The sequence below is a fragment of the Thioclava sp. F34-6 genome, assembly GCF_002213235.1.
GTDB lineage: Bacteria > Pseudomonadota > Alphaproteobacteria > Rhodobacterales > Rhodobacteraceae > Thioclava > Thioclava nitratireducens.
Genome location: NZ_NBOA01000005.1, coordinates 373,099 through 395,317 on the forward strand (window position 1 = coordinate 373,099; position 22,219 = coordinate 395,317).

Annotated in this window: 21 protein-coding genes and 1 tRNA gene; 9 read left to right on the forward strand and 13 right to left on the reverse strand. The window is 64.2% G+C overall.

Annotated elements, in window-relative coordinates; all coding sequences use genetic code 11:
- Window positions 1-26: 26 nt before the first annotated feature.
- Entirely contained in the window at window positions 27-1,202 is a 1,176-nt protein-coding gene (metZ, locus tag B6V72_RS12990; RefSeq protein WP_088718939.1) for an O-succinylhomoserine sulfhydrylase, read from the reverse strand.
- Between the two features lie 229 nt (window positions 1,203-1,431).
- Between metZ and B6V72_RS12995 the strand changes: the two genes are divergently transcribed.
- The gene (locus B6V72_RS12995; protein ID WP_088735754.1) at window positions 1,432-2,349 is read left to right on the forward strand and encodes an alpha/beta fold hydrolase; all 918 of its coding nucleotides are present in this window, start codon (window positions 1,432-1,434) and stop codon (window positions 2,347-2,349) included.
- Window positions 2,350-2,383: 34 nt separating this feature from the next.
- Window positions 2,384-3,073, forward strand: coding sequence for a glutathione S-transferase N-terminal domain-containing protein (locus B6V72_RS13000; RefSeq protein ID WP_088735755.1), 690 nt, complete (start codon window positions 2,384-2,386; stop codon window positions 3,071-3,073).
- Window positions 3,074-3,143: 70 nt separating this feature from the next.
- Here the strand turns inward: B6V72_RS13000 and B6V72_RS13005 are convergent, their stop codons facing one another.
- Window positions 3,144-3,566 carry an OsmC family protein gene (locus tag B6V72_RS13005; RefSeq protein WP_075774418.1) on the reverse strand — a complete coding sequence of 141 codons (423 nt, stop codon included), beginning with the start codon at window positions 3,564-3,566 and terminating at the stop codon, window positions 3,144-3,146.
- 60 nt (window positions 3,567-3,626) lie between these two features.
- Entirely contained in the window at window positions 3,627-4,838 is a 1,212-nt protein-coding gene (locus B6V72_RS13010) for a deoxyguanosinetriphosphate triphosphohydrolase (protein WP_075774417.1), read from the reverse strand.
- Between the two features lie 93 nt (window positions 4,839-4,931).
- On the opposite strand from B6V72_RS13010, the gene B6V72_RS13015 reads away from it, so the two are divergent.
- Window positions 4,932-5,261, forward strand: a complete 330-nt coding sequence (locus tag B6V72_RS13015; protein ID WP_075774416.1) for an iron-sulfur cluster assembly accessory protein — start codon at window positions 4,932-4,934, stop codon at window positions 5,259-5,261.
- Between the two features lie 88 nt (window positions 5,262-5,349).
- On the opposite strand, the gene B6V72_RS13020 is transcribed toward B6V72_RS13015, so the two are convergent.
- The 3 genes from B6V72_RS13020 to B6V72_RS13030 all read right to left on the reverse strand — a co-directional run bounded on the left by B6V72_RS13020 (window position 5,350) and on the right by B6V72_RS13030 (window position 8,227).
- A complete protein-coding gene (locus B6V72_RS13020; protein WP_088735756.1) occupies window positions 5,350-6,066 on the reverse strand; it encodes a lipo-like protein in 717 nt (238 codons plus the stop codon).
- 98 nt (window positions 6,067-6,164) lie between these two features.
- On the reverse strand, window positions 6,165-6,635 hold the full coding sequence (locus B6V72_RS13025) for a DUF6869 domain-containing protein (protein WP_075774414.1): 471 nt from the start codon (window positions 6,633-6,635) through the stop codon (window positions 6,165-6,167).
- The gene (locus B6V72_RS13030; protein ID WP_075774413.1) at window positions 6,632-8,227 is read right to left on the reverse strand and encodes a peptide chain release factor 3; all 1,596 of its coding nucleotides are present in this window, start codon (window positions 8,225-8,227) and stop codon (window positions 6,632-6,634) included. The genes B6V72_RS13025 and B6V72_RS13030 overlap by 4 nt, the downstream gene beginning before the upstream one ends.
- 309 nt (window positions 8,228-8,536) lie before the next feature.
- Between B6V72_RS13030 and B6V72_RS13035 the strand changes: the two genes are divergently transcribed.
- On the forward strand, window positions 8,537-9,841 hold the full coding sequence (locus tag B6V72_RS13035; RefSeq protein WP_088719392.1) for a DUF3422 domain-containing protein: 1,305 nt from the start codon (window positions 8,537-8,539) through the stop codon (window positions 9,839-9,841).
- Window positions 9,842-9,877: 36 nt separating this feature from the next.
- Here the strand turns inward: B6V72_RS13035 and B6V72_RS13040 are convergent, their stop codons facing one another.
- From B6V72_RS13040 to B6V72_RS13060, 5 genes are all read right to left on the reverse strand, one after another.
- On the reverse strand, window positions 9,878-10,123 hold the full coding sequence (locus B6V72_RS13040; RefSeq protein ID WP_075774412.1) for a hypothetical protein: 246 nt from the start codon (window positions 10,121-10,123) through the stop codon (window positions 9,878-9,880).
- Between the two features lie 113 nt (window positions 10,124-10,236).
- On the reverse strand, window positions 10,237-11,064 hold the full coding sequence (locus B6V72_RS13045; RefSeq protein ID WP_088725118.1) for an aldo/keto reductase: 828 nt from the start codon (window positions 11,062-11,064) through the stop codon (window positions 10,237-10,239).
- Between the two features lie 133 nt (window positions 11,065-11,197).
- The gene (betC, locus tag B6V72_RS13050; RefSeq protein ID WP_088735757.1) at window positions 11,198-12,742 is read right to left on the reverse strand and encodes a choline-sulfatase; all 1,545 of its coding nucleotides are present in this window, start codon (window positions 12,740-12,742) and stop codon (window positions 11,198-11,200) included.
- Between the two features lie 80 nt (window positions 12,743-12,822).
- On the reverse strand, window positions 12,823-15,138 hold the full coding sequence (locus B6V72_RS19505; protein ID WP_206185795.1) for a Hint domain-containing protein: 2,316 nt from the start codon (window positions 15,136-15,138) through the stop codon (window positions 12,823-12,825).
- Window positions 15,139-15,408: 270 nt separating this feature from the next.
- Window positions 15,409-15,485 (reverse strand) — tRNA-Ile (locus B6V72_RS13060).
- 135 nt (window positions 15,486-15,620) lie between these two features.
- On the opposite strand from B6V72_RS13060, the gene purM reads away from it, so the two are divergent.
- The 4 genes from purM to rnd all read left to right on the forward strand — a co-directional run bounded on the left by purM (window position 15,621) and on the right by rnd (window position 19,381).
- Entirely contained in the window at window positions 15,621-16,667 is a 1,047-nt protein-coding gene (purM, locus tag B6V72_RS13065; protein ID WP_088735758.1) for a phosphoribosylformylglycinamidine cyclo-ligase, read from the forward strand.
- Window positions 16,664-17,251 carry a phosphoribosylglycinamide formyltransferase gene (purN, locus tag B6V72_RS13070; protein WP_088718945.1) on the forward strand — a complete coding sequence of 196 codons (588 nt, stop codon included), beginning with the start codon at window positions 16,664-16,666 and terminating at the stop codon, window positions 17,249-17,251. Before purM ends, purN begins: the two co-directional genes overlap by 4 nt.
- A 92-nt stretch (window positions 17,252-17,343) precedes the next feature.
- Entirely contained in the window at window positions 17,344-18,096 is a 753-nt protein-coding gene (locus tag B6V72_RS13075) for a heparan-alpha-glucosaminide N-acetyltransferase (protein ID WP_088735759.1), read from the forward strand.
- A 121-nt stretch (window positions 18,097-18,217) separates the two neighbouring features.
- Window positions 18,218-19,381 carry a ribonuclease D gene (rnd, locus tag B6V72_RS13080; protein WP_075774405.1) on the forward strand — a complete coding sequence of 388 codons (1,164 nt, stop codon included), beginning with the start codon at window positions 18,218-18,220 and terminating at the stop codon, window positions 19,379-19,381.
- A 223-nt stretch (window positions 19,382-19,604) separates the two neighbouring features.
- Here rnd and B6V72_RS13085 read toward each other — a convergent pair whose 3' ends face one another.
- The gene (locus B6V72_RS13085) at window positions 19,605-20,102 is read right to left on the reverse strand and encodes a hypothetical protein (RefSeq protein WP_088718948.1); all 498 of its coding nucleotides are present in this window, start codon (window positions 20,100-20,102) and stop codon (window positions 19,605-19,607) included.
- 138 nt (window positions 20,103-20,240) lie between these two features.
- Here B6V72_RS13085 and B6V72_RS13090 point away from each other — a divergent pair, with 138 nt between their 5' ends.
- Window positions 20,241-20,669 (forward strand): SufE family protein, encoded by a 429-nt coding sequence (locus B6V72_RS13090; RefSeq protein WP_075774403.1) that lies wholly within the window; start codon window positions 20,241-20,243, stop codon window positions 20,667-20,669.
- 114 nt (window positions 20,670-20,783) lie between these two features.
- Here the strand turns inward: B6V72_RS13090 and B6V72_RS13095 are convergent, their stop codons facing one another.
- Window positions 20,784-22,217, reverse strand: coding sequence for an NAD(P)(+) transhydrogenase (Re/Si-specific) subunit beta (locus B6V72_RS13095; RefSeq protein WP_088721831.1), 1,434 nt, complete (start codon window positions 22,215-22,217; stop codon window positions 20,784-20,786).
- Window positions 22,218-22,219: the final 2 nt, after the last annotated feature.

Here is a 22,219-nt window from a genome sequence, read left to right on the forward strand (position 1 = left end):
GGTTCGCGGAAATCGGTTCACCCCGATCAGGCGGCGTCGAGCGCCTCCTTGATATCGGCGATCAGGTCACCCCCGTCCTCGATCCCCATCGAAACGCGGATCAGACCGGGGGTAATCGCGATCGCCGCCCGCTCCTCTTCAGACAGATTCTTGTGGGTCGTCGTCGCCGGATGGGTCGCGATGGATTTCGCGTCGCCGAGGTTGTTCGAGATAGACACGATCTGCAGCGCGTTGAGGAAGCGGAACGCCGCCTCCTTGCCGCCCTTCAGGTCGAGCGCGAGCATGGTTCCGCCCGAGCCCATCTGCTCCATCGCCAATGCATGTTGTGGATGGTCCATCAGACCGGGATAGACTGTGCGGGCGAGTTTCTCATGGCCGGCCACGGCGCTCGCCACCGCAGCGGCGTTCGCGGCCTGCGCGCGCACCCGCAGATCGAGCGTCTGCAACCCGCTCAGCAGAACCCATGCGTGGAACGGGCTCATGGCGCCGCCGGTGTGTTTGACGTAAGTTTCCAGCGGGCCACGGATATACTCTTTCGACCCCAGCACGACCCCGCCAAGTACGCGCCCGCCGCCATCGATATGCTTGGTCGCGGAATAAACGATCACATCTGCGCCAAGCTCCACCGCGCGCGAGAAGATCGGCGAGGCGAAGACATTGTCGACCACCACCGTCGCGCCGCCCTCATGAGCGATCTTCACGATACCGGCGACATCCATCACTTCGAGGCCGGGGTTCGAGACGCTCTCGAAGAAACAGATCTTCGTCTCGGGACGCATCGCGGCGCGCCAGGCGTCGAGATCGGTCCCGTCGACCAGCGTCACATCCACGCCGAAGCCCTGCAGCACTTTCAGCACATGCAGGCAGGATCCGAACATCTGGCGCGCGGCCACGATGTGATCGCCCGCCTTCACGAGGCAGGTCAGCGCGCCGTTGATCGCAGCCATGCCGGAGGCGCAGGCGAAGGCGTCCTCGGTGCCTTCGATCGACGCCATCCGGTCCTCGAACATCCGCGTCGTGGGGTTGCCGTAACGGGCATAGATGAACTCGTCGTCGGAGGCGTTGAGGAACCGTGCCTCTGCGGCTTCGGCCGAGGGGTAGGCAAAGCCCTGCGTCAGAAACATCGCCTCGGCCATCTCGCCATACTGGCTACGGCGAATGCCGTCATGGACGAGTTTGGTGCGGGTCTTGCGCTCGGTCATCGGTGCCTCCTGCGGCGGTCTGTCGCGACTTGGGGCTGCGATACCGCGCAGGGGGCGTAGCGTCAACGCATAGCGGCGATGTCCCGTTCGCACCAAAGGAGGCCCGGCGCGCGTCGCGTTCCATGCCCCGCCTCGGCGCGCTCACGCGAAGGCAAGGGAACTTTCGGGCGAAAAACCGCGTTCGATTTAAAACATCAACCCGCGCCTGCGCCCCTCCCCCGAGGCCCCAATGCCGCTTCTCAAGGTCCATGCCAGCTCCGAGCTGCCCGCCGATGTCCTCGCTCAGGCGCGCGCCCTGCCGGAGGGCGCCCCGATCGTGGTGATGATCCACGGCTACGGCTACGCGGCAGGGGTCGAGGGCCGCGATCCCTACGAGCACATCTTCGCGATGGAGCCGACCTTCAATCTGCATACCGCGATCAGCTGGCCGCGTGCGCTTGGCTTCGACGGGACCAATCCCGGCGAGGGCCTCGGCATCGCGTTCAGTTGGCAATCGACGGGACGGTTGACCCGGATTTACGACATGGCCGAGATCGCCGCCCAGCGCCTTGCCCGCCTGATCGGCGCACTGAATGCCGCGACCGGGCGTCCCGTGGGGATCATCGGCCATTCGATGGGCGCGCGGGTCGCCCTGCGGGCGCTCCGCCACGCCCATGCCGGGCAAGTAGCTCGGATGGTTCTGCTGGCCGCCGCCGAATTTCAAATTCGCGCCGAGGAAGCGATGGCGAGCCCTGCGGGCCGGACCTGCGAAGTGCTCAACGTCACGAGCCGCGACAACGACCTTTTCGACTTCCTCTTCGAGTGGGGTGTAGCCTGCGGGCGCGAGCGGTCTTTGGGAAATGGCCTGTCGCAGCCCATGCGCAACTGGCTCGATCTGCAGATCGACGCGCCCGAGGTGATCGAGGTGCTCGACGATCTGGGCTATCCCGTCGCCCCGCCCGAAAAACGCGTCTGCCATTTCGCCTGCTACATGCGCGAGGGGCTGTTCGACCTTTACCGTCAAGTGCTGCGTCAGCCCGACCGGCTGCCGCTTCCGTTCCTCGCCGAAGCGCTGCCCAAGGCGCAAGATCCCCGCTGGTCGCGGCTGTTTGCGCGCCCGCGCACATCGGGTTTCGCATTGCCCTCGTTCCAGCGCACGGCAAAGTAGAGCGGACCCTGCCGCCTAACCCGACGGAGACCCCATGATCGACCTCTATTTTTGGCCCACGCCGAACGGCTGGAAGATTTCCATCGCCCTCGAAGAGATGGGCCTGCCCTACGAGACCCACTTGGTCGATATCGGCAAGGGGGAGCAATTCCAGCCAGAGTTCCTGAAGATCTCGCCCAACAACCGGATGCCCGCGATCATCGACCGCGACGGCCCGGATGGCGAACCCGTCTCGATCTTCGAGAGCGGCGCGATCCTGCAATATCTCGCCCGCAAGACCGGCCAATTCTATGGCGAGACCGAGCGCGACCGGATCGCGGTCGACGAATGGCTGTTTTGGCAGGTCGGCGGGCTGGGCCCGATGGCCGGTCAGGCGCACCACTTCCTGAAATATGCACCCAAGCTCGAACCCTCGCAGGACCTACCCTATGCCAAGGACCGTTACCGCGCCGAGACGGGACGGCTCTATGGCGTGATGGATCGTCGTCTGGCGGAGAACCGCTACCTCGCGGGCGATTTCTACTCGATCGCGGATATGGCGTCCTGGGGTTGGGCCTCGCTCTGCGAAGGGCAGGAGCAGACGCTAGACGACAAGCCGAACCTCAAGCGCTGGCTCGATGAGTTAGGCGAGCGCCCCGCCGTCAAGGCGGGCCGCGCTCTGGCCGCCGAAAAGCGCAACGACAATTCGAGCCGTGACGCGCAGAAGCACCTCTTCAAGCGCTGAGCACGTCCGAAGAACCATGAAAAAGGGCGCCTCACCGGGCGCCCTTTTGCTTTGGTCGCTCAGGACCGGATCAGTTGATCGTCAGGTCGAGCGTGATCTCGCAATTCAACAGCTTCGAGATCGGGCAGCCTTCTTTCGCGCCCTCGGCGGCCTTGCGGATCGCCTCCTCGTCGCCGGTTCCCTTCACGGTCGAGGTCAGCGCGGATTTCTTAACCGCGAAACCGTCGCCTTCCTTGTCGAGCGAGATTTCCGCCTTGGTGTCGATCACCACGTCCGAGACGCCCGCCTCTTCAAGCTGAAGCGACAGCGCCATCGAGAAACAGGACGCATGAGCCGCGCCGATCAGCTCTTCCGGGTTCGATCCGGGCTCACCCTCGAACCGGGTATTGAAGCCGTAGGGCTGCGCCTTCAGCGCGCCACTCTCGGTCGAAATCGTGCCTTTGCCGCCCTTGATGGTGCCTTCCCAATGGGCCGATGCGTGCTTGCGGATCATGAATCCCTCCTATGCGTTGCATTCGCGAGCACAACGAGACGGAGGGCCAGTGGTTCCGCCTCAGCGCCCGCGCCCGACCAGCCTATCATATTCCTGGATGGCGAAACGATCCGTCATACCCGCCACGTAATCGAGCACGACCCGCGCGAGAGCCTGCTTCGATTCCGGCCGCGTGCAGTCGCCGCCGAGGATACGGGCCCGCGAGACTTCTTCCTGCCATTCCTCGGGCAAAAGCTCCGGGCGTTCCATGAACAGCGGGAAGAGCGCGTTGATCATCTCGGTCACGCGCTTGCGCTCCACCACGACGGAGGGCGCGCGATACATGCGCTCGAACAGGAACTGCTTGAGTACCTTGAGGCTTTGATAGAGCGGCTTCGAGAAGCGGATGATCGGCCCGTCCATCTGCCGGATATCATCGACCGATTGCGGCCCGAGCGAGGTCAACCGGTTCTCGGCCACCGCGATCACGTCCTCCACCATCACGCCGAAGACCCGGCGCAGCGCCTCGTGCTGGCGCCGCGTGCGGTCGAGACCGGGATGCAGTTTGTCGACCTCGGCGAAACAGGCCCCGATCACCGGCAATTCGCACAGATCATCCTCGTCGAAGAGCCCCGCGCGCAGCCCGTCGTGCAGATCGTGGTGATTATAAGCCACGTCATCGGCCACGGCCGCCACCTGCGCCTCGGCGCTGGCGTTGGTCTCCAGCTCCAGGTCCCAGGCCGCATCGACCTCGGCCAGCGCATAGGGCAGTTCCTCGCGGCTCGGGAAGCTGTGCGAACCGCCCTTGTCGGAAATCGCGGGCCCGTTGTGCTTGGCGATGCCTTCCAGCGTCTCCCATGTCAGGTTCAGCCCATCGAAGCCCGCGTAATGCTTCTCCAGCTTGGTCACGATCCGGAGCGCCTGCGCATTGTGATCGAAGCCCCCATAGGGCTTCATCAGTTCGGCCAGCGCGTCTTCGCCGGTATGCCCGAAGGGCGGATGGCCCAGATCATGGGCCAGAGCCACCGCCTCGGCCAGATCGGTGTTCAGCCCCAATGTCCCTGCAATCGTGCGCGCGACCTGCGCCACCTCGATGGTGTGGGTCAGGCGCGTGCGGTAGTAATCGCCCTCATGTTCGACGAAAACCTGCGTCTTGTGCTTGAGCCGTCGGAAGGCCGAAGAATGGATGATCCGGTCCCGATCGCGCTGGAACGGCGAGCGGAAAGTGGACATGCTTTCGGGGTGAAGCCGCCCGCGGCTCTCGCCGGGCTGGCAGGCATAGGGCTTGAGCACTGGTAAAACCTCGTCTTGTCGGCACGCTTCGGCCCTCCTATATCTCGGATGTGACGGAAATACAGGCCCCGAGGGGTCAGGAAGGCCAATCCGATGCAACTCCCTCCGAAAGTGACCGAACGCGCCTTTGCGCGACTGGCGGAAATCAATGAAGGTCGCGAGGCGCCACAGGCGCTGCGCGTGGCCGTCGAGGGCGGCGGCTGTTCTGGTTTCCAGTATGATATCAAGCTCGAAGAGGCGCCTGCGGGCGACGACATCGTGCTCGAAGGCGCGGGCCAGAAGGTGCTGATTGACCCGGTTTCTCTGCCCTTCCTCGAGAACGCCACGATCGACTTCACCGAAGAACTGATCGGCGCGCGTTTCGTGATCGAGAACCCGAACGCGTCGAGCTCCTGCGGCTGCGGCGTCTCCTTCGCGATGTAACGACGCAGGCGATGCGCCTTATCTGAAACGCGCATTCTCGCTTCCTCTTGATATAAATATCCCCGCCGGAGGCGCCCTTCCTCCGGCGTCACTCCTCCAGTGGCAATTGGCGAAAATCGAACCCGCCTTCTAGCGTCGGCTTGATCACGGCGAAATAGGGCGAGAGATCGAAATCGCGCGGCGTGAACAGCGACGAGTGCCGGATATGCAGAATTTCCCCCTGGCTGTCGGCGCTGCCCATCACGACATCCGGCAGGATCGGGTAGTGGACCGCGTGAAACGCCTCGGCGATCACGGTCGAACAGATCGCCCGCGTCGGGTCGCCCGATCCGAGCGCCAGCATCCGCCGCCGAAACCGATGCGGCACGGGCGGGCGCGGCAGCAGGTACCGCGCGAGATCGACCACGTTTCTCAGGTCATACTGCCGCCCGACCGCGCCTTGCATGCAGTTAATCACGACCTCAAGCTGATCGTGGCCAAGCCCGACGGGCCGACAGATGCGTGTGTTGAGATGCGCATAGGCCGAAAGCCCGGTGATCCTGACGCCTTCCTCCAGGTCCGCCTCGATCAGCTCGCCCCCGGGCGGGCCGCCGGAATAGAAGGCTGCATGGGACCAAGTGGAATGGGTAAGATACTTGATCGCCGCCGAAATCCGCCGGTCGCCCTCCACCAACAGCACATCGCCCGGCCGAAGCGTCGCGCGCAAGGCAGGGGTCGGGATGACCCCGAAAGGCTGGTAGAAGCGGGTCTGCTTTTGCAAAAACCGCGCGATTGCCTTGCCGGGCAGACGAGAGACATGCGCCATGATCTCCTCCTTGTTCAGAGGTAGGTTTGGCGCGCACAGATGCACAGCCCAGGCGCAAAGATGTGATTTTCGTTACCTGATGCGCGATGCGCCTGCGCTCATTTCGGCGGTAGCGGTCCACCCATGTCGAGCCCGGTATCCATCGCCGGGGCGCGTGCCTTCTCGATACGCGACCAGAGCGCGGTATTGCCCTCTCCCTGCTGCGGCCAGACGCCCGTCAGCGCAAAGCGGAACCGCGCGGAATGGCGCGCCTCGCGCTCGATCCGGTCGATGAACTCGTCGCCATGCTCCGCGACCAGATCTTCCAGCGGCCCGGCGGCGAGCATCACCACCTGCCAGATCGTCGTCGCCCCGGTCAGCGCCTTGCGGATGAAGGTCCAGAGCACCTCGGGATATTCGCGCAGCTCGAAGACACACAGCACCGACCAAGGGAAGTCCTCGCCCTCGGGCTCCTCGGCATTGTCGGCCAGCCACAGATCGACCAGCGCCTCGACCGTGCGCACGTCTTCCGGGGCACTCGCTTCGTTGCACAGGATCGAGACGAGTTCGGGGGGCAGTGGGGTTGTCATTGCATCATTTCCTTGGTCGCCGAGAGCGTCACGCCCTCGTAGTCGCGCTCGACCCGGTCGATGTCCCATTGCAGGCGCGTGAGGAACACCACGTCGCCGTCATGATCATAGGAGATGTGCTGCTTGTTGGCGTTGACCAGCTTCTCGACCGCCGCCTTGTCGCCCAACACCCAGCGGGCGGAGGTGAACTGCGAGGCCTCGAAGCGCACGGGGATGCCGTATTCCAACTCGATCCGGCTCGCCAGCACGTCGAATTGCAGCGCGCCGACGACGCCCACGATGAAGCCCGAGCCGATCGCGGGCTTGAACACCTTGGCCGCGCCCTCTTCGGCGAATTGCATCAACGCCTTCTCGAGGTGCTTGCCCTTCATCGGGTCGGTCGCACGCACGGATTGCAGCAGTTCCGGCGCGAAGCTCGGGATGCCGGTGAAGCGAAGCGCCTCGCCCTCGGTCAGCGCGTCGCCGATGCGCAATTGCCCGTGGTTCGGAATACCGATGATATCGCCGCCCCAGGCCTCTTCCGCCAGCTCGCGGTCGGCTGCGAGGAACAGAACCGGGTTCGACACCGCCATCTGTTTCTTCGAGCGCACATGCAGCAGCTTCTGCCCGCGGGTGAAATGCCCCGAGACGAGGCGCACGAAGGCCACGCGGTCGCGGTGCTTGGGGTCCATGTTCGCCTGCACCTTGAAGACGAAACCCGCGACCTTCTTCTCCTCGGGCGCCACGTCACGCTCGGCGGATTTGAAGACCTCCGGCTCGGGTCCGAATTCCCCGATCCCGTCCATCAACTCCTTCACGCCGAAGCTGTTGATCGCAGAGCCGAACCAGATCGGTGTCAGGTGACCTTCGAGGAAACTCTGGCGGTCGAAGGTGGGCAACAGTTCGCGCGCCATCTCGACCTCTTCCTTCAGTTTCTCGAGCAGATCGGCCGGAACATGTTCGGCCAGCTTGGGATCATCCAAACCACTGATCTTGATCGACTCGGCCACCTTGTTGCGGTCGGCGCGATCCATCAGTTCCAGCCGGTCGTGCAGCATGTCGTAGCAACCGAGGAAATCGCGGCCCATCCCGATCGGCCAAGAAGCCGGGGCCACGTCGATCGCGAGATTTTCCTGAATCTCGTCGATGATCTCGAACGTGTCGCGGCTCTCGCGGTCCATCTTGTTACAGAAGGTCAGGATCGGCAGATCGCGCAGGCGGCAGACCTCGAAGAGCTTGCGTGTCTGGCTCTCCACGCCCTTCGCGCCGTCGATCACCATGATCGCCGCATCCACCGCCGTCAGCGTTCGGTAAGTATCTTCCGAGAAATCCGAGTGGCCGGGCGTGTCGACGAGGTTGTAGCGGAACTCGCGATACTCGAAGGACATGGCAGAGGCCGAGACCGAAATCCCGCGATCCTGTTCGAGCTTCATGAAGTCCGAGCGAGTCCGCCGCGCCTCGCCCTTGGCACGCACCTGCCCCGCCATCTGGATGGCGCCGCCGAAAAGCAGGAACTTCTCGGTCAAGGTGGTCTTGCCCGCATCCGGGTGCGAGATGATCGCGAAGGTGCGGCGACGGGCGATTTCGGGCGGGAGCGCGGGACGGTTCATCATGCGCGCTCGTTTAGCCTGCCCGCGCGCGCCTTGCAATCGCGGCGATGGGGGCTCCGCCCCCCGCGCTGACGCGCTCCCCCGGGATATTTGGACCAAGGCGAAGTTCAATCCCACGCGCCCTTCCTCTTGGCGGAAATATCCCGGGGGTGAATGGCGCAGCCAAGAGGGGGCAGCGCCCCCTCCCCCTCGTGGCTCGCGTGGCGCTGTGGCAGATTTACCCGGTATTCCGATGCATGCCGTCAAACGCTTGATCGGCGGGAAATTTCGCCGCAGCTAGAAGGTCACACCCGCGTGAGCGAGACCTATGAGATGACCGCCGATCCCAAACCCCATCTGCCCGACCATCCGCAGCGCTATGCGCTTGTGAACGAATTGCACGCCCGACCGTACCCGAAGCTCGGCGTCCCGGGCCACGCGGTCTATGTCGCCTTCAAGGAGCCGCGCGACGCCGCCAATCGCGACCGCAGCAAGGATCACGACCACCTCGTCGATCTTCTGACGCGCAACGGCGCGGCGCAGCCTCAGGCGGGGATCACCCATTACGCCGGCAAGATCGGGCGGCACGAGGTGAAGTGGGAGAGCCATACCGAATTCACCACTTATCTCGCTTTCGGCAAAGGCGTGTCGTCGCGCGCCTTCGACCCGGCGGAGACCGAAATCTACCCCGATAGCTGGATCGATGCGGGCCCCGGCGGGCGGATCGCCGCGGTGCAGATCCGCATCGAGGAGCTGCCCGAGAACCCCGACGACATCGCGCCGCTTCTGGAGCAATGGTTCGTCACCGAGAGCCTCGTCTGCACCTGGGTGCTCGACGGGGCTGCGGTGGTCGCGGGCGATTTCCGGATCGATCCGAACGGGCAGATGCGCTTCGCTATCTTCGCGCGGCCCGGGACCGGGCCGGGACGGATCGGGCGCACGGTGCAACGGCTCTGCGAGCTGGAGACCTACCGGGCGATGTCGATGCTCGGATTGGCGCGGGCGCGCGACCTGTCGCAGCGGCTCAATGCGCTCGACCCGAGGCTGACCGAGATCGTGGACGGGATGGGCGACGACGCGCACTCCGCAGAAGAAACGCTGCACGACCTGCTGGAAATCTCGGCCGAGTTGGAGAGCCTCGCGGTCGCGCATTCCTTCCGGTTCTCGGCGACCGGGGCCTATGAGGCGATCGTCCGAGAGCGGGTGGAGTCCTTGCGCGAAAGCCGCTTCGAGGGGCGCCAGAAACTCAGCGAGTTCATCGCCCGGCGCTACGACCCGGCGGTGCGCACGGTGAAATCGGCGGAGACGCGGCTGCAGCAGATGGTGACGCGGGCGGCGCGGGCGGGCGAGTTGCTGCGCACGCGGGTCGATGTGGAGCGCTCGGCGCAGAACCAGAAAGTGCTGGAAAGCATGGATCGCCGCTCGGACCTGCAGCTGCGCCTGCAGCACACGGTCGAAGGGCTGTCGGTGGTCGCGATCAGCTACTACGCGATCTCGGTCGCGGGCTACCTGGCTTATCCGCTCTCGAAGAAGATCGGACTGACGAAAGAGATCATGATGGCAGGGCTGACGCCGATCGTGATCCTCGCGGTCTGGCTGATGATCCGGCGTATCCGCAAGGGTGTGGGGGGGCATTGAGGGGAGGCGTAATGCCTCCCCTCGTGTCGTGCCGCCTCAGAGACAGAGAAACAGGTGCGCGTTGGTGTATTCCGCGACTTGGCGCGACGAGGCGTATTCTGCTCTCTTGCCTTTCTTGGCACAGATACGGTCCGCCTCGGCCTGGGCGTTCACCTTCACTTCAGCCTGATCGGCAAGCATTGATGTCTGGATGGTGACGCTATCCCCGTTGTAGTCGCTCACGATCGGCGTCGCAGGCACGCATCCAGCAAGAAATGGCAGCAACAATAAAGCTTTACGCATTTAGATTTCCTCCACAAAACAAACTCACTAAACCGTGAGTGCCGTGTGAAGATCAACTCTCGTGGCCCGTCGCGAGCGGCGCGGTCAGCGCAAGGGTGACATTTAAGTCACCCTCAGAAATCCGCCGTCGCCGGGTTCGGCCCGATCCGGCCCGCAGCAGTGTCGATCTGCTTGATCTGCGCCATCTCACGCTCGCTCAGCTCGAAATCGAACACGTCGATATTCTCGCGCATCCGCTCGTGATTGGCGGATTTGGGGATCGTCACGAGGCCCAACTGGATCTGCCAACGCAAGGTGACTTGTGCGGCGGAGACGCCGTGGCGGGCGGCGATCTCGGTGAGGATCGGGTTCGCGAGCGCCTCGCCCTGACCCAGCGGCGACCAGCATTCGGTGGTAATGCCGAGCTTTTCATGCGCCGCGCGCTGGTCGGCCTGCTGGAAGCGTGGATGCAGCTCGATCTGGTTGATCGCGGGTGCCTCGCCGGTCTCCTCGATCAGCCGCTCGAGATGGTCGGGCAAGAAGTTCGACACGCCGATCGCGCGGATGCGGCCGGCGTCGCGCAACTCGATCATGGCCCGCCACGTCTCGACATATTTGTCCTTGGCGGGCATCGGCCAGTGGATCAGGTAGAGATCGAGATAGTCGAAACCCAGCTTGTCCAACGTCTCGTCGAAGGCGCGCTTGGTTTCGTCATAACCCTGCCGGTCATTCCAGAGCTTTGAGGTCACGAAGATGTCTTCTCGTGCGACGTCGCTGTCCGCGACACCACGGCCCACGCCCGCCTCGTTGCCATAGGCCGCGGCGGTGTCGATGTGGCGATAGCCCGCATCCAGCGCATTACGGATGATGCGCGGTGTCTCGGCATCCTCCATCTTCCAGACGCCGAGGCCAAGTTGCGGGATCTTGATGCCGTCGTTGAGGGTAAGGGTCGGAACGCTCATGGTCGATCTCCTGATTGCCTATTCGATTGGGCAACAGGTTAGGGCGGCGCCGCGTTCCGGAAAGGCAGTCACGGCGCGGTGAGGTGCAGCGCCGCGCCCCGGGGCCGAGCCGCCCCGGGGGTCACTCGATACCTTATTCGCCGCGCGGGAAGCGCTTGTTTTCTTCCAGAACGTTGAGGTTCATGTGATTGCGCATATAGGCCTCGGAGGCTTTTTTCAGCGGTTGATAGTCCCACGGGTACTGGCCGCCCTGACTGAGCGCCTCGTAGACGACCCAGCGGCGGGCCTGGCTTGCCCGGACCTCTGCGTCGAATCGATCCAGATCCCAGCGCTGAGCCGCCTCGGCTTTCAGCGCGGCATAGGCCTCGGCATGGGCAGGGTCGCCCGCGAGGTTGGTCAACTCATGCGGATCGGCCTCGACATCGAAAAGCTGATCGGGATCGAGATTGCACAGATTCAGCTTGTAGCGTCCCTTGCGCAGGCTCACGAGCGGCGCGTAGGACGCTTCGGCCGCGTATTCCATCGCCACCGCCTCTTTCCGGGGTTCGCGGCGGGCTTGCGGCAGCAGGGTCTGCCCGTCGATCCAGGGCGCGATCTCGTCCATCGAGATGCCAGCCAGATCGCAGAGCGTCGGCGTGACGTCGATCGTCGAGACCGGATCGGAGATAAGCCCGGGCTCCAGGCCCGGCGCGGAGATCATCAGCGGCACGCGGGCCGAGCCCTCGTAGAAGCTCATCTTGAACCACAGCCCCCGCGCGCCCAGCATATCGCCGTGATCGGAGACGAAGAGGATCGTGGCCTCCTGGCGCGTGTCTTCGAGCACCTGCAGCAGCTCGCCGATCTTGTCGTCGAGATAGGACAGGTTCGCGAAATAGGCGCGGCGCGACCGGCGGATATCCTCGGTCGTGATGTCGAACTCGCGCCAGTCATTCGCGTCGAAGATCCGCTTCGAATGGTTGTCCTGATCCTCGTAGGGGATCGTGCCGACCTCGGGTTCGAGATGCGCGCAATCCTCGTAGAGGTCCCAGTATTTCCTCCGCGCGACGTAAGGGTCGTGCGGATGGGTGAAGCTGACGGTCAGCATCCACGGCCGCGCGTCGTTACCCCGCGCCAGATCGTAGAGCTTCATCTTCGCCTCATGGGCGACGTTGTCGTCATATTCCATCTGGTTGGAAATCTCGGCCACCCCTGCCCCGGTGACCGAGCCCATGTTGTGATACCACCAGTCGATCCGCTCGCCGGGCTTGCGGTAATCCGGCGTCCAGCCGAAATCGGCAGGGTAGATATCCGTGGTCAGTCGCTCCTCGAAGCCGTGCAGCTGATCGGGGCCCACGAAATGCATCTTGCCCGAGAGGCAGGTCTGGTAGCCCGCGCGGCGCAGGTGGTGGGCATAGGTGGGAATGTCCGAGCGGAACTCGGCCGCGTTGTCATAGACGCCGTTGCGCGAGGGAAGCTGGCCCGACATGAAGGCCGCGCGTCCCGGCGCGCAGAGCGGCGAGCCGGTATAGGCGTTCTCGAACCGCACCGAACGTTCCGCCAGCTTGCGCAGGTTGGGCGTGTGCAGCCATTCCGCCGGACCATCGGGAAATAGCGTCCCGTTGAGCTGATCGACCATCAGGATCAGGATGTTCGGGCGCGGCCTGCTGTCGTCCTTGGGGGAGGTTTCGAGGTCAGACATTGCGGCGCGCTCCTTTTATTGATCCACGGGTCAACAAACCTGTAGCGATCCAGAGCGGGCAAACGCAAGGGCGCGCCAAGTCAGGCGGCCGCGATGATCCGGGCTTCGTGGCGCTTCAAGCTGGGGCGCGCGGCGAGGTAGCTTTCGGTTCCACAGCTCAATTCCGGGAACAGCGCGAGCAGTTCGTCCCGCTGTGCGCGGTCCATATCCTGCATCGTCGCCTGCCCCGGTTGAAAACTTTCGGTCCAGAGTCCGTCGGAGAAGACGATCTCGTGATTGTCGAACATCACGTGGATATAGGTAACCGCCTCGGCCTCTTCGTCGATCTCGATTCCCGGCAGCCCGACGAGATGGCGCGCCGCGGCCAGCACCTCCGGCTCGCCTGCGATCAGCTGCGCGCGCGGCCCGGTCAGCAGAATGCGGTGCTGCGGCGAGACGCGCATCTCGCGCTCGGGCTGGTTCGCGCCCAGCGCGCCCGGTGCGATCTTGATGGAGCGGAATTCCGGCTTGGCCAGCAGTTCCGCAGTGCTGAGTGCGCGGATGCCGATCCAGCGGATGGGCTGGAAGCCGCTGTCGCGAGTCAGGATGCGATCACCGACCTGCAGGCTTTCGACTGAACGGGGGCCGCTATGTGTCGCGATCAGCGTGCCCGGGGTGAAGCAGGGGATGACCTTTTCGATATTCGAGAAACTGACCGTGCCGACGACCGCGCCATTGCCGTCGAAGAAATCGATCGTGCCGTTCTCCGGGTTCGACGCGTCGCGATGCACGGCGACATTGTTCCAACCCCAGTCGCTGAGGTCGATGATGTCGAAATCATCGCCCGTCTCCGAGCCGTCGATCGTGTCGCCGGGAATGAGATCGATGAACCTGTCGGCATCCGCGCCGCCGACGAGGGTGTCGCCGCCACCGCCCGAGAGCGTATCGTTGCCCGCTCCGCCGTGGAGTTGGTCGCTGCCGACGCCGCCTTGCAAGACGTCGTTCCCGTCGCCACCGGACAGCGTGTCATTGCCGGTGCCGCCGGCAAGGCTGTCATTGCCTGCGTCGCCATAGAGCGAGTCATTGCCTGACCCGCCCAGCATGGTGTCGTTACCGGTGCCACCGTAGAGGATGTCATCCGCGCCCGCGCCGTCGATATAGTCGTCCCCGCCGTTGCCATAGAAGACGTTGGTGTAGCCATCCGTCGGGTCCGAGGAGGCGCCGTCGAAGCCGATCAGCGTATCGTTCCCCGCCGAGCCGTAGATCCCGTCGACGCCGCTGAGCGTGTCGCCCGTCGCATCGCCCCCCGTAGCGGTCCCGGCGCCGAGGTTGATGTTCACAGCGCTCGCGGAGTCGGAATAGTCGACATAGTCCATGCCGGTTCCGCCAGACAGGACGTCGCCGCCCGCGCCGCCATGCAGCGTGTCATTCCCGGTACCGCCCTCGAGCGTATCGGCCCCCGCCCCGCCCTCGAGCGAGTCGCTGCCAGCGCCGCCGATCAGTCGGTCGTTACCCGTCCCGCCAATCAGCGTATCGTTCCCGATACCACCGTCGAGCCAGTCGTTATTCGCGCCGCCATCGAGGGAATCGTTGCCGTCGTTCCCGGTGAGCGTGTCGTTTCCGCTACCGCCGAGGAGCGTGTCATTGCCGGCGCCCCCGATCAGCGAGTCGTTGCCCGACCCGCCGTCGATCAGATCGTCGCCCGTGCCGCCATCGACCGTGTCGTTGCCGAGGCCGGCCAGCACGGTATCGTTGCCGCCATAGGCGCGAATGTAGTCGTCATTGCCGCTGCTGCCCGCGAGGCCCGCATCGTTATTGTCCACGCGGTCCGAGCCATTCGCGATCGGCTCGACATAGTTCACGTCGATCCGATCCGCCCCAGAGGTGCCGTCGACATAGCCGTCGTCGAAGCCGGTGACGTAGCGGTCCTGCGCGAGGTTCGCGCCGTCGTCGCTGATCACGCGCCCTATGGCCATGGACTGGATCGGCTTGGCCTCGTAGGCCGCCGTGGTCGCATCGTTGGACATCTCGGGTGCGAGGAACAGGTGGCCCGAGTTGGTCTGAACGAGGACCGACTGGACTCTCGCGGTCGTGCCGTCCGTATAGGTGAGGGTCGTTTCGTAGATGACGAGACTGTCGAAGGTGAAATTCGAAACGCCGTTACCGATATCCGTGCGGATCGTATCGTTCGAGGTTGCGTTTCGGGTATCGAGAGCGCCGGACGCCCCGCCGTTATCTATTAGCGTCGCTTCGGTGATATTGCTGAAAAGAGGATCGGTCGAATCCCCAATCGTCATCCCTTCAAGGACACGCGAGTTTTCGACCTTCCAGTTCGACTCGTCGGGATCGAGGTCAAAGGGCGTCCCATTTTGATCAACAACCTGCCCGAGATATATCCAGTTGAACGTCGTGGCCATGTCGCCGCTGCTTTACCTTGTTTTCCGTCAACCGGGCCCAAGCGGGACCGGTCTCCAACCCTCGAAGACTGTGCAAAAACTATCGGGGCCTATGACGTGGCTGCTCGATTTTTATAGTTACTGGTACGCTGACACGGCCCTCATTTGACGCGGGTTCGTGAACGCCTCGGGGCGCAAATTGGGCGAAACAAGGGCTTTCCGGGCAGGCCGACACGTATAGGGAGAGTCACGGCCACTGGCCGTGAAGGCGCGGAAACTTCGGGAGAAAACTGGTAGGCCCGGCAGGACTTGAACCCGCAACCAAGGCGTTATGAGCGCCCTGCTCTAACCAATTGAGCTACAGGCCCACCATTGCATCTTCCTCTAGAGAGACGACGCGCGGGCGTCAAGAAAGCGCGAACACCCCGCCCCTTCGACGTTGCGGGGGGCGTGCGGTTACGCTAGGGCTTCGGCCAAGAGTTTACTTGCCGGAGTGCGCCGCGATGACCGAGAAAACACAGGGCCTGACCTATGCCGATGCGGGCGTCGATATCGACGCGGGCAATGCGTTGGTGGACCGGATCAAACCCGCGGCCAAGCGCACGCAGCGCTCGGGCACGATGTCGGGTCTGGGCGGCTTCGGGGCGCTCTTCGACCTGAAGGCGGCGGGCTACAACGATCCGATCCTCGTCGGCGCGACCGATGGCGTGGGCACCAAGCTGCGCATCGCGATCGACACCGGAAATGTCGACACGATCGGCATCGACCTCGTGGCGATGTGCGTCAACGATCTGGTCTGCCAAGGCGCCGAGCCTTTGTTCTTCCTGGATTATTTCGCGACCGGCAAGCTCGAGATCGATCAGGCTGCGCGCATCATCGAAGGCATCGCGGAAGGCTGCGCACAATCGGGTTGCGCGCTGATCGGCGGTGAGACGGCGGAGATGCCGGGCATGTATTCCAAGGGCGATTTCGACCTCGCGGGCTTCGCGGTCGGCGCGATGGAACGCGGCTCGGACCTGCCCGCAGGCGTGGCCGAGGGTGACGTGCTTCTGGGCCTCGGCTCGAACGGCGTGCATTCCAACGGCTATTCCTTCGTACGCAAGGTGGTCGAGATGTCCGGCCTTGGCTGGGACGCTGCCTGCCCCTTCGGTGAGGGCTCGCTTGGCGAGGCACTGCTGGCGCCAACCCGCCTCTACGTCAAACAATGCCTGGCCGCGGTGCGCGCAGGCGGCGTTCATGCGCTCGCCCATATCACCGGCGGCGGTCTGACCGAGAACCTGCCCCGCGTTCTGCCCGAGGGCATGGGCGCCACGATCGACCTCAATGCCTGGGAACTGCCCGGCGTGTTCCGCTGGCTGGCCGAGACCGCTTCGATGGAAGAGCGTGAGCTGCTCAAGACCTTCAATTGCGGCATCGGCATGATCGTCGTCGTCGCAGCTGACAAGGCCGACGAGATCGCCACCCTGCTGGCAAGTGAAGGCGAAACCGTCACCCGCATCGGCACCGTCACCTCCGAACAGGGCATCGCCTACGAGGGCGCACTGCTGTGATCCGTGTCGCGATCCTGATCTCGGGCGGCGGCTCCAACATGGTCCGTCTGGTCGAGAGCATGGCAGAGGACCACCCTGCCCGCCCGGTGCTGGTCGCGTCGAACGACGCGAAAGCCGGGGGGCTGGAGAAGGCCGCGCGGATGGGCGTGCCGACCGCCGCCATCGACCACCGCCCCTATGGCAAGGACCGCGCCGGTTTCGAGGCCGAGCTGCTGAAGCCGATCCTCGCCGCGAAACCCGATGTGCTTTGCCTTGCGGGCTTCATGCGGGTGCTGACGCCGGAATTCGTGGCGCGGTTCGAGGGTCGGATGCTGAACATCCACCCCTCGCTTTTGCCGAAATATCCCGGCCTGCACACCCATAAGCGCGCGATCGAGGCAGGCGATGCGGTGGCGGGCTGTACGGTGCACGAGGTGACGCCGGTGCTCGACGAGGGGCCGATCCTCGGCCAGGCGCGCGTTCCGATCGAGGCAGGCGACACCCCCGACGACCTCGCGGCCCGCGTGCTGGTGCAGGAACATCGCCTCTACCCGGCCGTGCTGCGTCGCTTCGCCGAGGGCGACCGCACCCCAGTCTATCTCTGAACGCGCCCCCAAGCGTTTCCCGGTAAGCACGCTCACGCCGAAATGCGCCGCACCCGCTTGCGAGCAGCCGCCGCTTCGCGCATGACAAGCACATGGAAACGAACCCGGATACGGCCCCGCGCGGGCGCATGATCGCCCCAGACCTGATCCGGGCCATAGCACTGATCGGGATGGCGATCTTCCACCTGACATACGATCTCGAGAATTTCGGCTTCGTGCCGCGCGGCACGGTCTTCCATCCGGCCTTTCTCGATTTCGCGCGTGTCGTTGCCAGTACGTTCATCTTCATGGCCGGCGTCAGCCTCGTCCTCGCCCATCGCCACGGTTTCCGTGCGGCCCCGTTCTGGCGGCGGCTGGGAAAGGTGGTGGTTGCGGCGGCGCTGGTGAGCGTGGCGACCTACGTGATGATGCCGGAATATTTCATCTATTACGGCATCCTTCATTCCATCGCGGTCAGCTCGCTCATCGGCGCGGCGCTGCTGTTCCTACCGTGGATCCTGCTCGCGGCGCTTGGCGTGATCGCGGTCTGGGTGCATCTGAACTACGCCTTCGAGTTGTTCAACCAGCCGTGGCTCTGGTGGCTGGGTCTCTCGACCCACTGGCGCCCGTCGATGGATTTCGAGCCGGTCTTCCCGTGGATCGGGCCGTTCCTTGTCGGGATGGGGGCTGCGAAACTGCTCGACCGTCTGGGGTACTGGAAACGGGCCGCGCGCTACCAGCCCGATCAGACGCGCGGGGTGTTGAAAGTCGCGTTGTTCGCGGGCCGCCACACCCTGCCGATCTATCTGATCCACCAGCCCATCCTCTACGGGCTGACCTGGGCCGCGTTCCTTCTGCAGCACTGAAACTTGCGCTTCTGCCACGCTATCAGGGCCGCGACGCGCCCGACCCTTCCCTTTTGTCCTATGAAGGTCTAGGGAATTTGCACCTGCGCGGGATGAGCCCGCACCGAATTGAAAGCGCGATATGCAGACCATCACCACGACCGAGGCCCTCGCGGCCTTCTGCGAAAAGGCCAAGCAAGAGCCCTACGTCACCGTCGACACCGAATTTTTGCGCGAGCGGACCTACTGGTCCAAGCTTTGCCTCGTGCAGATGGCGCTCCCCGATCATGGCGAGACCGAAGGCGAGGCCGTTCTGGTCGATCCGCTGTCCGACGACCTCTCGCTCGAGCCGCTCTACGATCTTTTCCGCCACAAGGAGACCGTGAAGGTCTTCCACGCAGCCCGGCAGGATCTGGAGATTTTCTACACCGACGCGCAGGTCTTTCCCGATCCGCTGTTCGACACGCAAATCGCCGCGATGGTCTGCGGCTTTGGCGAGCAGGTGGGTTACGAGACGCTGGTGCGCAAGATCGCCAAGCAGTCGCTCGACAAATCCTCGCGCTTCACCGACTGGTCGCGCCGTCCGCTGACCGAGGCACAGAAGAAATATGCGATCGCCGATGTGACCCATCTGCGCGTGATCTATGAATTCCTCGACGAACAGCTGAAGAAGACGGGACGCGATGCCTGGGTCGAAGAGGAAGAGGCGGTTCTGCTGAACCCCGAGACCTATATCAACCGCCCCGCAGAGGCGTGGAAGCGCGTGAAGACGCGGACCAATTCGGGCCGTTTCCTCGCCATCGTGCGCGAGCTGGCGCAGTTCCGTGAAGGTTACGCCCAGAACCGCAACATCCCGCGGAGCCGTATCTTCAAGGATGACGCGCTGCTGGAGCTGGCCTCGACCAAGCCGACCTCGATCGACGAGTTGGGCAAGTCGCGGTTGTTGCTGCGCGAGGCCCGCAAGGGCGAGATCGCCGAGGGCATCCTTACGGCGGTGCGCGAAGGGCTCGAGATGCCCAACGAGAAGCTGCCCCGCCCCGACAATCAGGCCCAACAACTGCAAGTCGACACCGCGCTTGGCGATCTGCTGCGCGTGCTGCTGAAGGCGAAATCGCAGCAGGCGGGCGTCGCCGCGAAGCTGATCGCGACCTCGTCCGATCTCGACCGCATCGCCGCTGGCAAGCGCGACGTGGCCGCCCTGCAGGGCTGGCGCGCCGAGGTCTTCGGGCATGACGCGCTGCGTCTGGCCAAAGGCGAAGTGGCCCTGACCGCCGATAGCGGCGCGGTAAAGCTGGTCGACGTTTAAGGGGCACCGGAGGCGCTGCACCTGAACGCCGGGTGGGCGCCCACTTCTTTGGTAGTCTTCGAAAGTTTCGGAAGCATTCAATGCGCGCGTTGAAGCCACCAAAGCGCCCGCCCGAGGGGGCGGTCCGGCGCTGCCCGGGCCGCTGAAGCGGCTGATCCGGACAAGGCGACAAGAGAAAGGCCCGGGTTCTCCCGAGCCTCATCTAAATCAACTGAAGTGACGATCAGCGTGCCACGGACCGCGCGTTGGACACACCCTGCACCACGATCTTGCGCACGCCCTGCAGCTTGTAATTGTTGAGAAACGCTGCCGCCGAGACCTCGCGCGATTGCGGGTTCATCACGCGGCGCGCATCGGGGCTGTCGGCGGGCGGCGGCGAGACCATGAAGACATAGGTCACCGTGCCGTTCTCATCCGGTGCGCCGCTGTTCAGCGGAACCAGATCGGTGTCCCAGTAGCCTTGTGTCGGCGGCAGCCCCATCGCGGTGATGATCGCACCCGAAGGGATCTTCTCGACCGAGAGCGAGGAGACCTGCGCGACCTGCTGCTGGTTCGGCTTTCCGACCTTCACGGGGTAGCCGCCCCGCGGAGCGAGTGTCTGCACCGGCGCGGCCGTGTCGCGCCCGAACCAGTTGAACGGGTTGAGCTTGCTGTCACGGATGGTGCCGCAGCCTGCGGTGGTGAGCGTCAGGGCAAGTGCCGCGATCAGGGCTTTGTTCATGATGGCTCCGATACTGTCCCGGGTCTGGACCCGATTTCGTGGTAGCCCATTGCGGCGCTTTTGAAAAGCCGCGTCTGGACCCTCGGGCGCGAACCCGTTACCCAAGAGACAATTCCCTGTCCCAAGGAGCGAGTGACCATGGCGCGCGAAGCCTTTGAAGAGATTGCCGAGACCTTCGAATTTCTCGACGACTGGGAGGACCGCTACCGTCACGTGATCGAGCTGGGCCGCGAATTGCCGCCCCTCGACGATGCAGTGAAGGTGCCTGCGACCAAGGTGGAGGGCTGTGCGAGCCAGGTCTGGCTGCTGCCCCGGATCGAGGGGACCGGCCCGAATGCGGTGTTCGACTTTCAGGGCGAGAGCGATGCGATGATCGTGCAGGGCCTCATCGCGATCCTGCATGCGCTCTATTCGGGGCTGACCGCCGAAGAGGTGCTGGAGGTCGACGCTCCCGCCGAGCTGGGCCGTCTGGGCCTCAACGACCACCTATCGGCACAGCGCTCGAACGGGTTGCGCGCGATGGTGGAGCGTATCCGCAAGCTGGCCGGTGAGGCCGCGGGGGCGTAAGGCCCTAGGTTTCCAAGTTAGACGACGCCCGGGGCTGGACGCCCCGAGCCAGTCACCCCAAACGAAAACGGCCGGTCCTGCGACCGGCCGTTTCCCATTTCCCTGCCCTGCTGATCAGTCGATCAGCGGCAGCAGCTGGTTCACCGAGTCCTTGGCGTCGCCATAGAACATCCGGGTGTTCTCCTTGTAGAACAGCGGGTTCTCGATACCCGAATAACCGGTACCCTGACCGCGCTTCGAGACGAAGACCTGCTTGGCCCTCCAGACTTCCAGAACCGGCATACCAGCGATCGGCGAGTTCGGATCTTCCTGTGCGGCGGGGTTCACGATGTCGTTCGAGCCGATGACGATCACCACGTCGGTATCGGGGAAGTCCTCGTTGATCTCGTCCATTTCCAGAACGATGTCGTAAGGCACTTTCGCCTCGGCCAGCAGCACGTTCATGTGCCCCGGCAGACGGCCCGCGACCGGGTGGATCGCGAAGCGGACTTCCTTGCCCTGGCTGCGCAGCTTGCGGGTCAGTTCCGACACCGCCTGCTGAGCCTGCGCCACCGCCATGCCGTAGCCCGGCACGATGATCACGCTGTCCGCGTCGCGCAGAGCGGAGGCCACGCCGTCCGCGTCGATCGCGATCTGCTCACCCTCGACTTCCATCGCGGGACCGGAGGTACCGCCGAAGCCGCCGAGGATAACGCTGATGAACGAGCGGTTCATCGCCTTGCACATGATGTAGGACAGGATCGCACCCGAGGAGCCGACCAGCGCGCCGACCACGATCAGAAGATCGTTGCCCAGCGAGAAGCCGATCGCCGCCGCAGCCCAGCCCGAATAGGAGTTCAGCATCGACACGACGACCGGCATATCGGCGCCGCCGATGCCCATGATCAGGTGGTAGCCGATGAAGAACGCCAGCAGGGTCATCAGGATCAGCGCCCAAGCCCCTGCCCCGTTGATGAACGCGATCAGCAGGATCACCGAGAGGATCGCGGCGGTCGCATTGAGGATATGCCCGCCCGGCAGCTTGGTGGCCTTCGAGGTCACCTTGCCCGCGAGCTTGCCGAACGCGACCACAGACCCGGTGAAGGTCACGGCCCCGATGAACACGCCGAGGAACAGTTCGACGCGCAGGATCGATAGTTCGACCGGCGTCTTGTGCGCGATCAGAGCGGCGAAGCCCTTCAGCGCGTGCTGCTCTTCCACGCCCATCGCGCCGACGCGCGCCATCTCGATATAGGCGTTATAGCCCACGAAGACGGCGGCAAGACCGACCAGCGAGTGCATCGCGGCAACCAGCTGCGGCATTTCCGTCATCTGCACCCGGTTCGCCACGAACCAGCCGATGATGCCACCAGCCGCGATCAGGATGACCGAGAGAAGCCACAGACCCGAGCCGGGGCCGATCAGCGTCGCCAGAACCGCAAGGCCCATGCCGACGATGCCATACCACACGGCCCGTTTCGCGCTTTCCTGCCCCGAGAGGCCGCCCAGCGAGAGGATGAAGAGAACTGCCGCGACGACATAGGCGGCGGTCGAGAATCCGTTTTCCATTA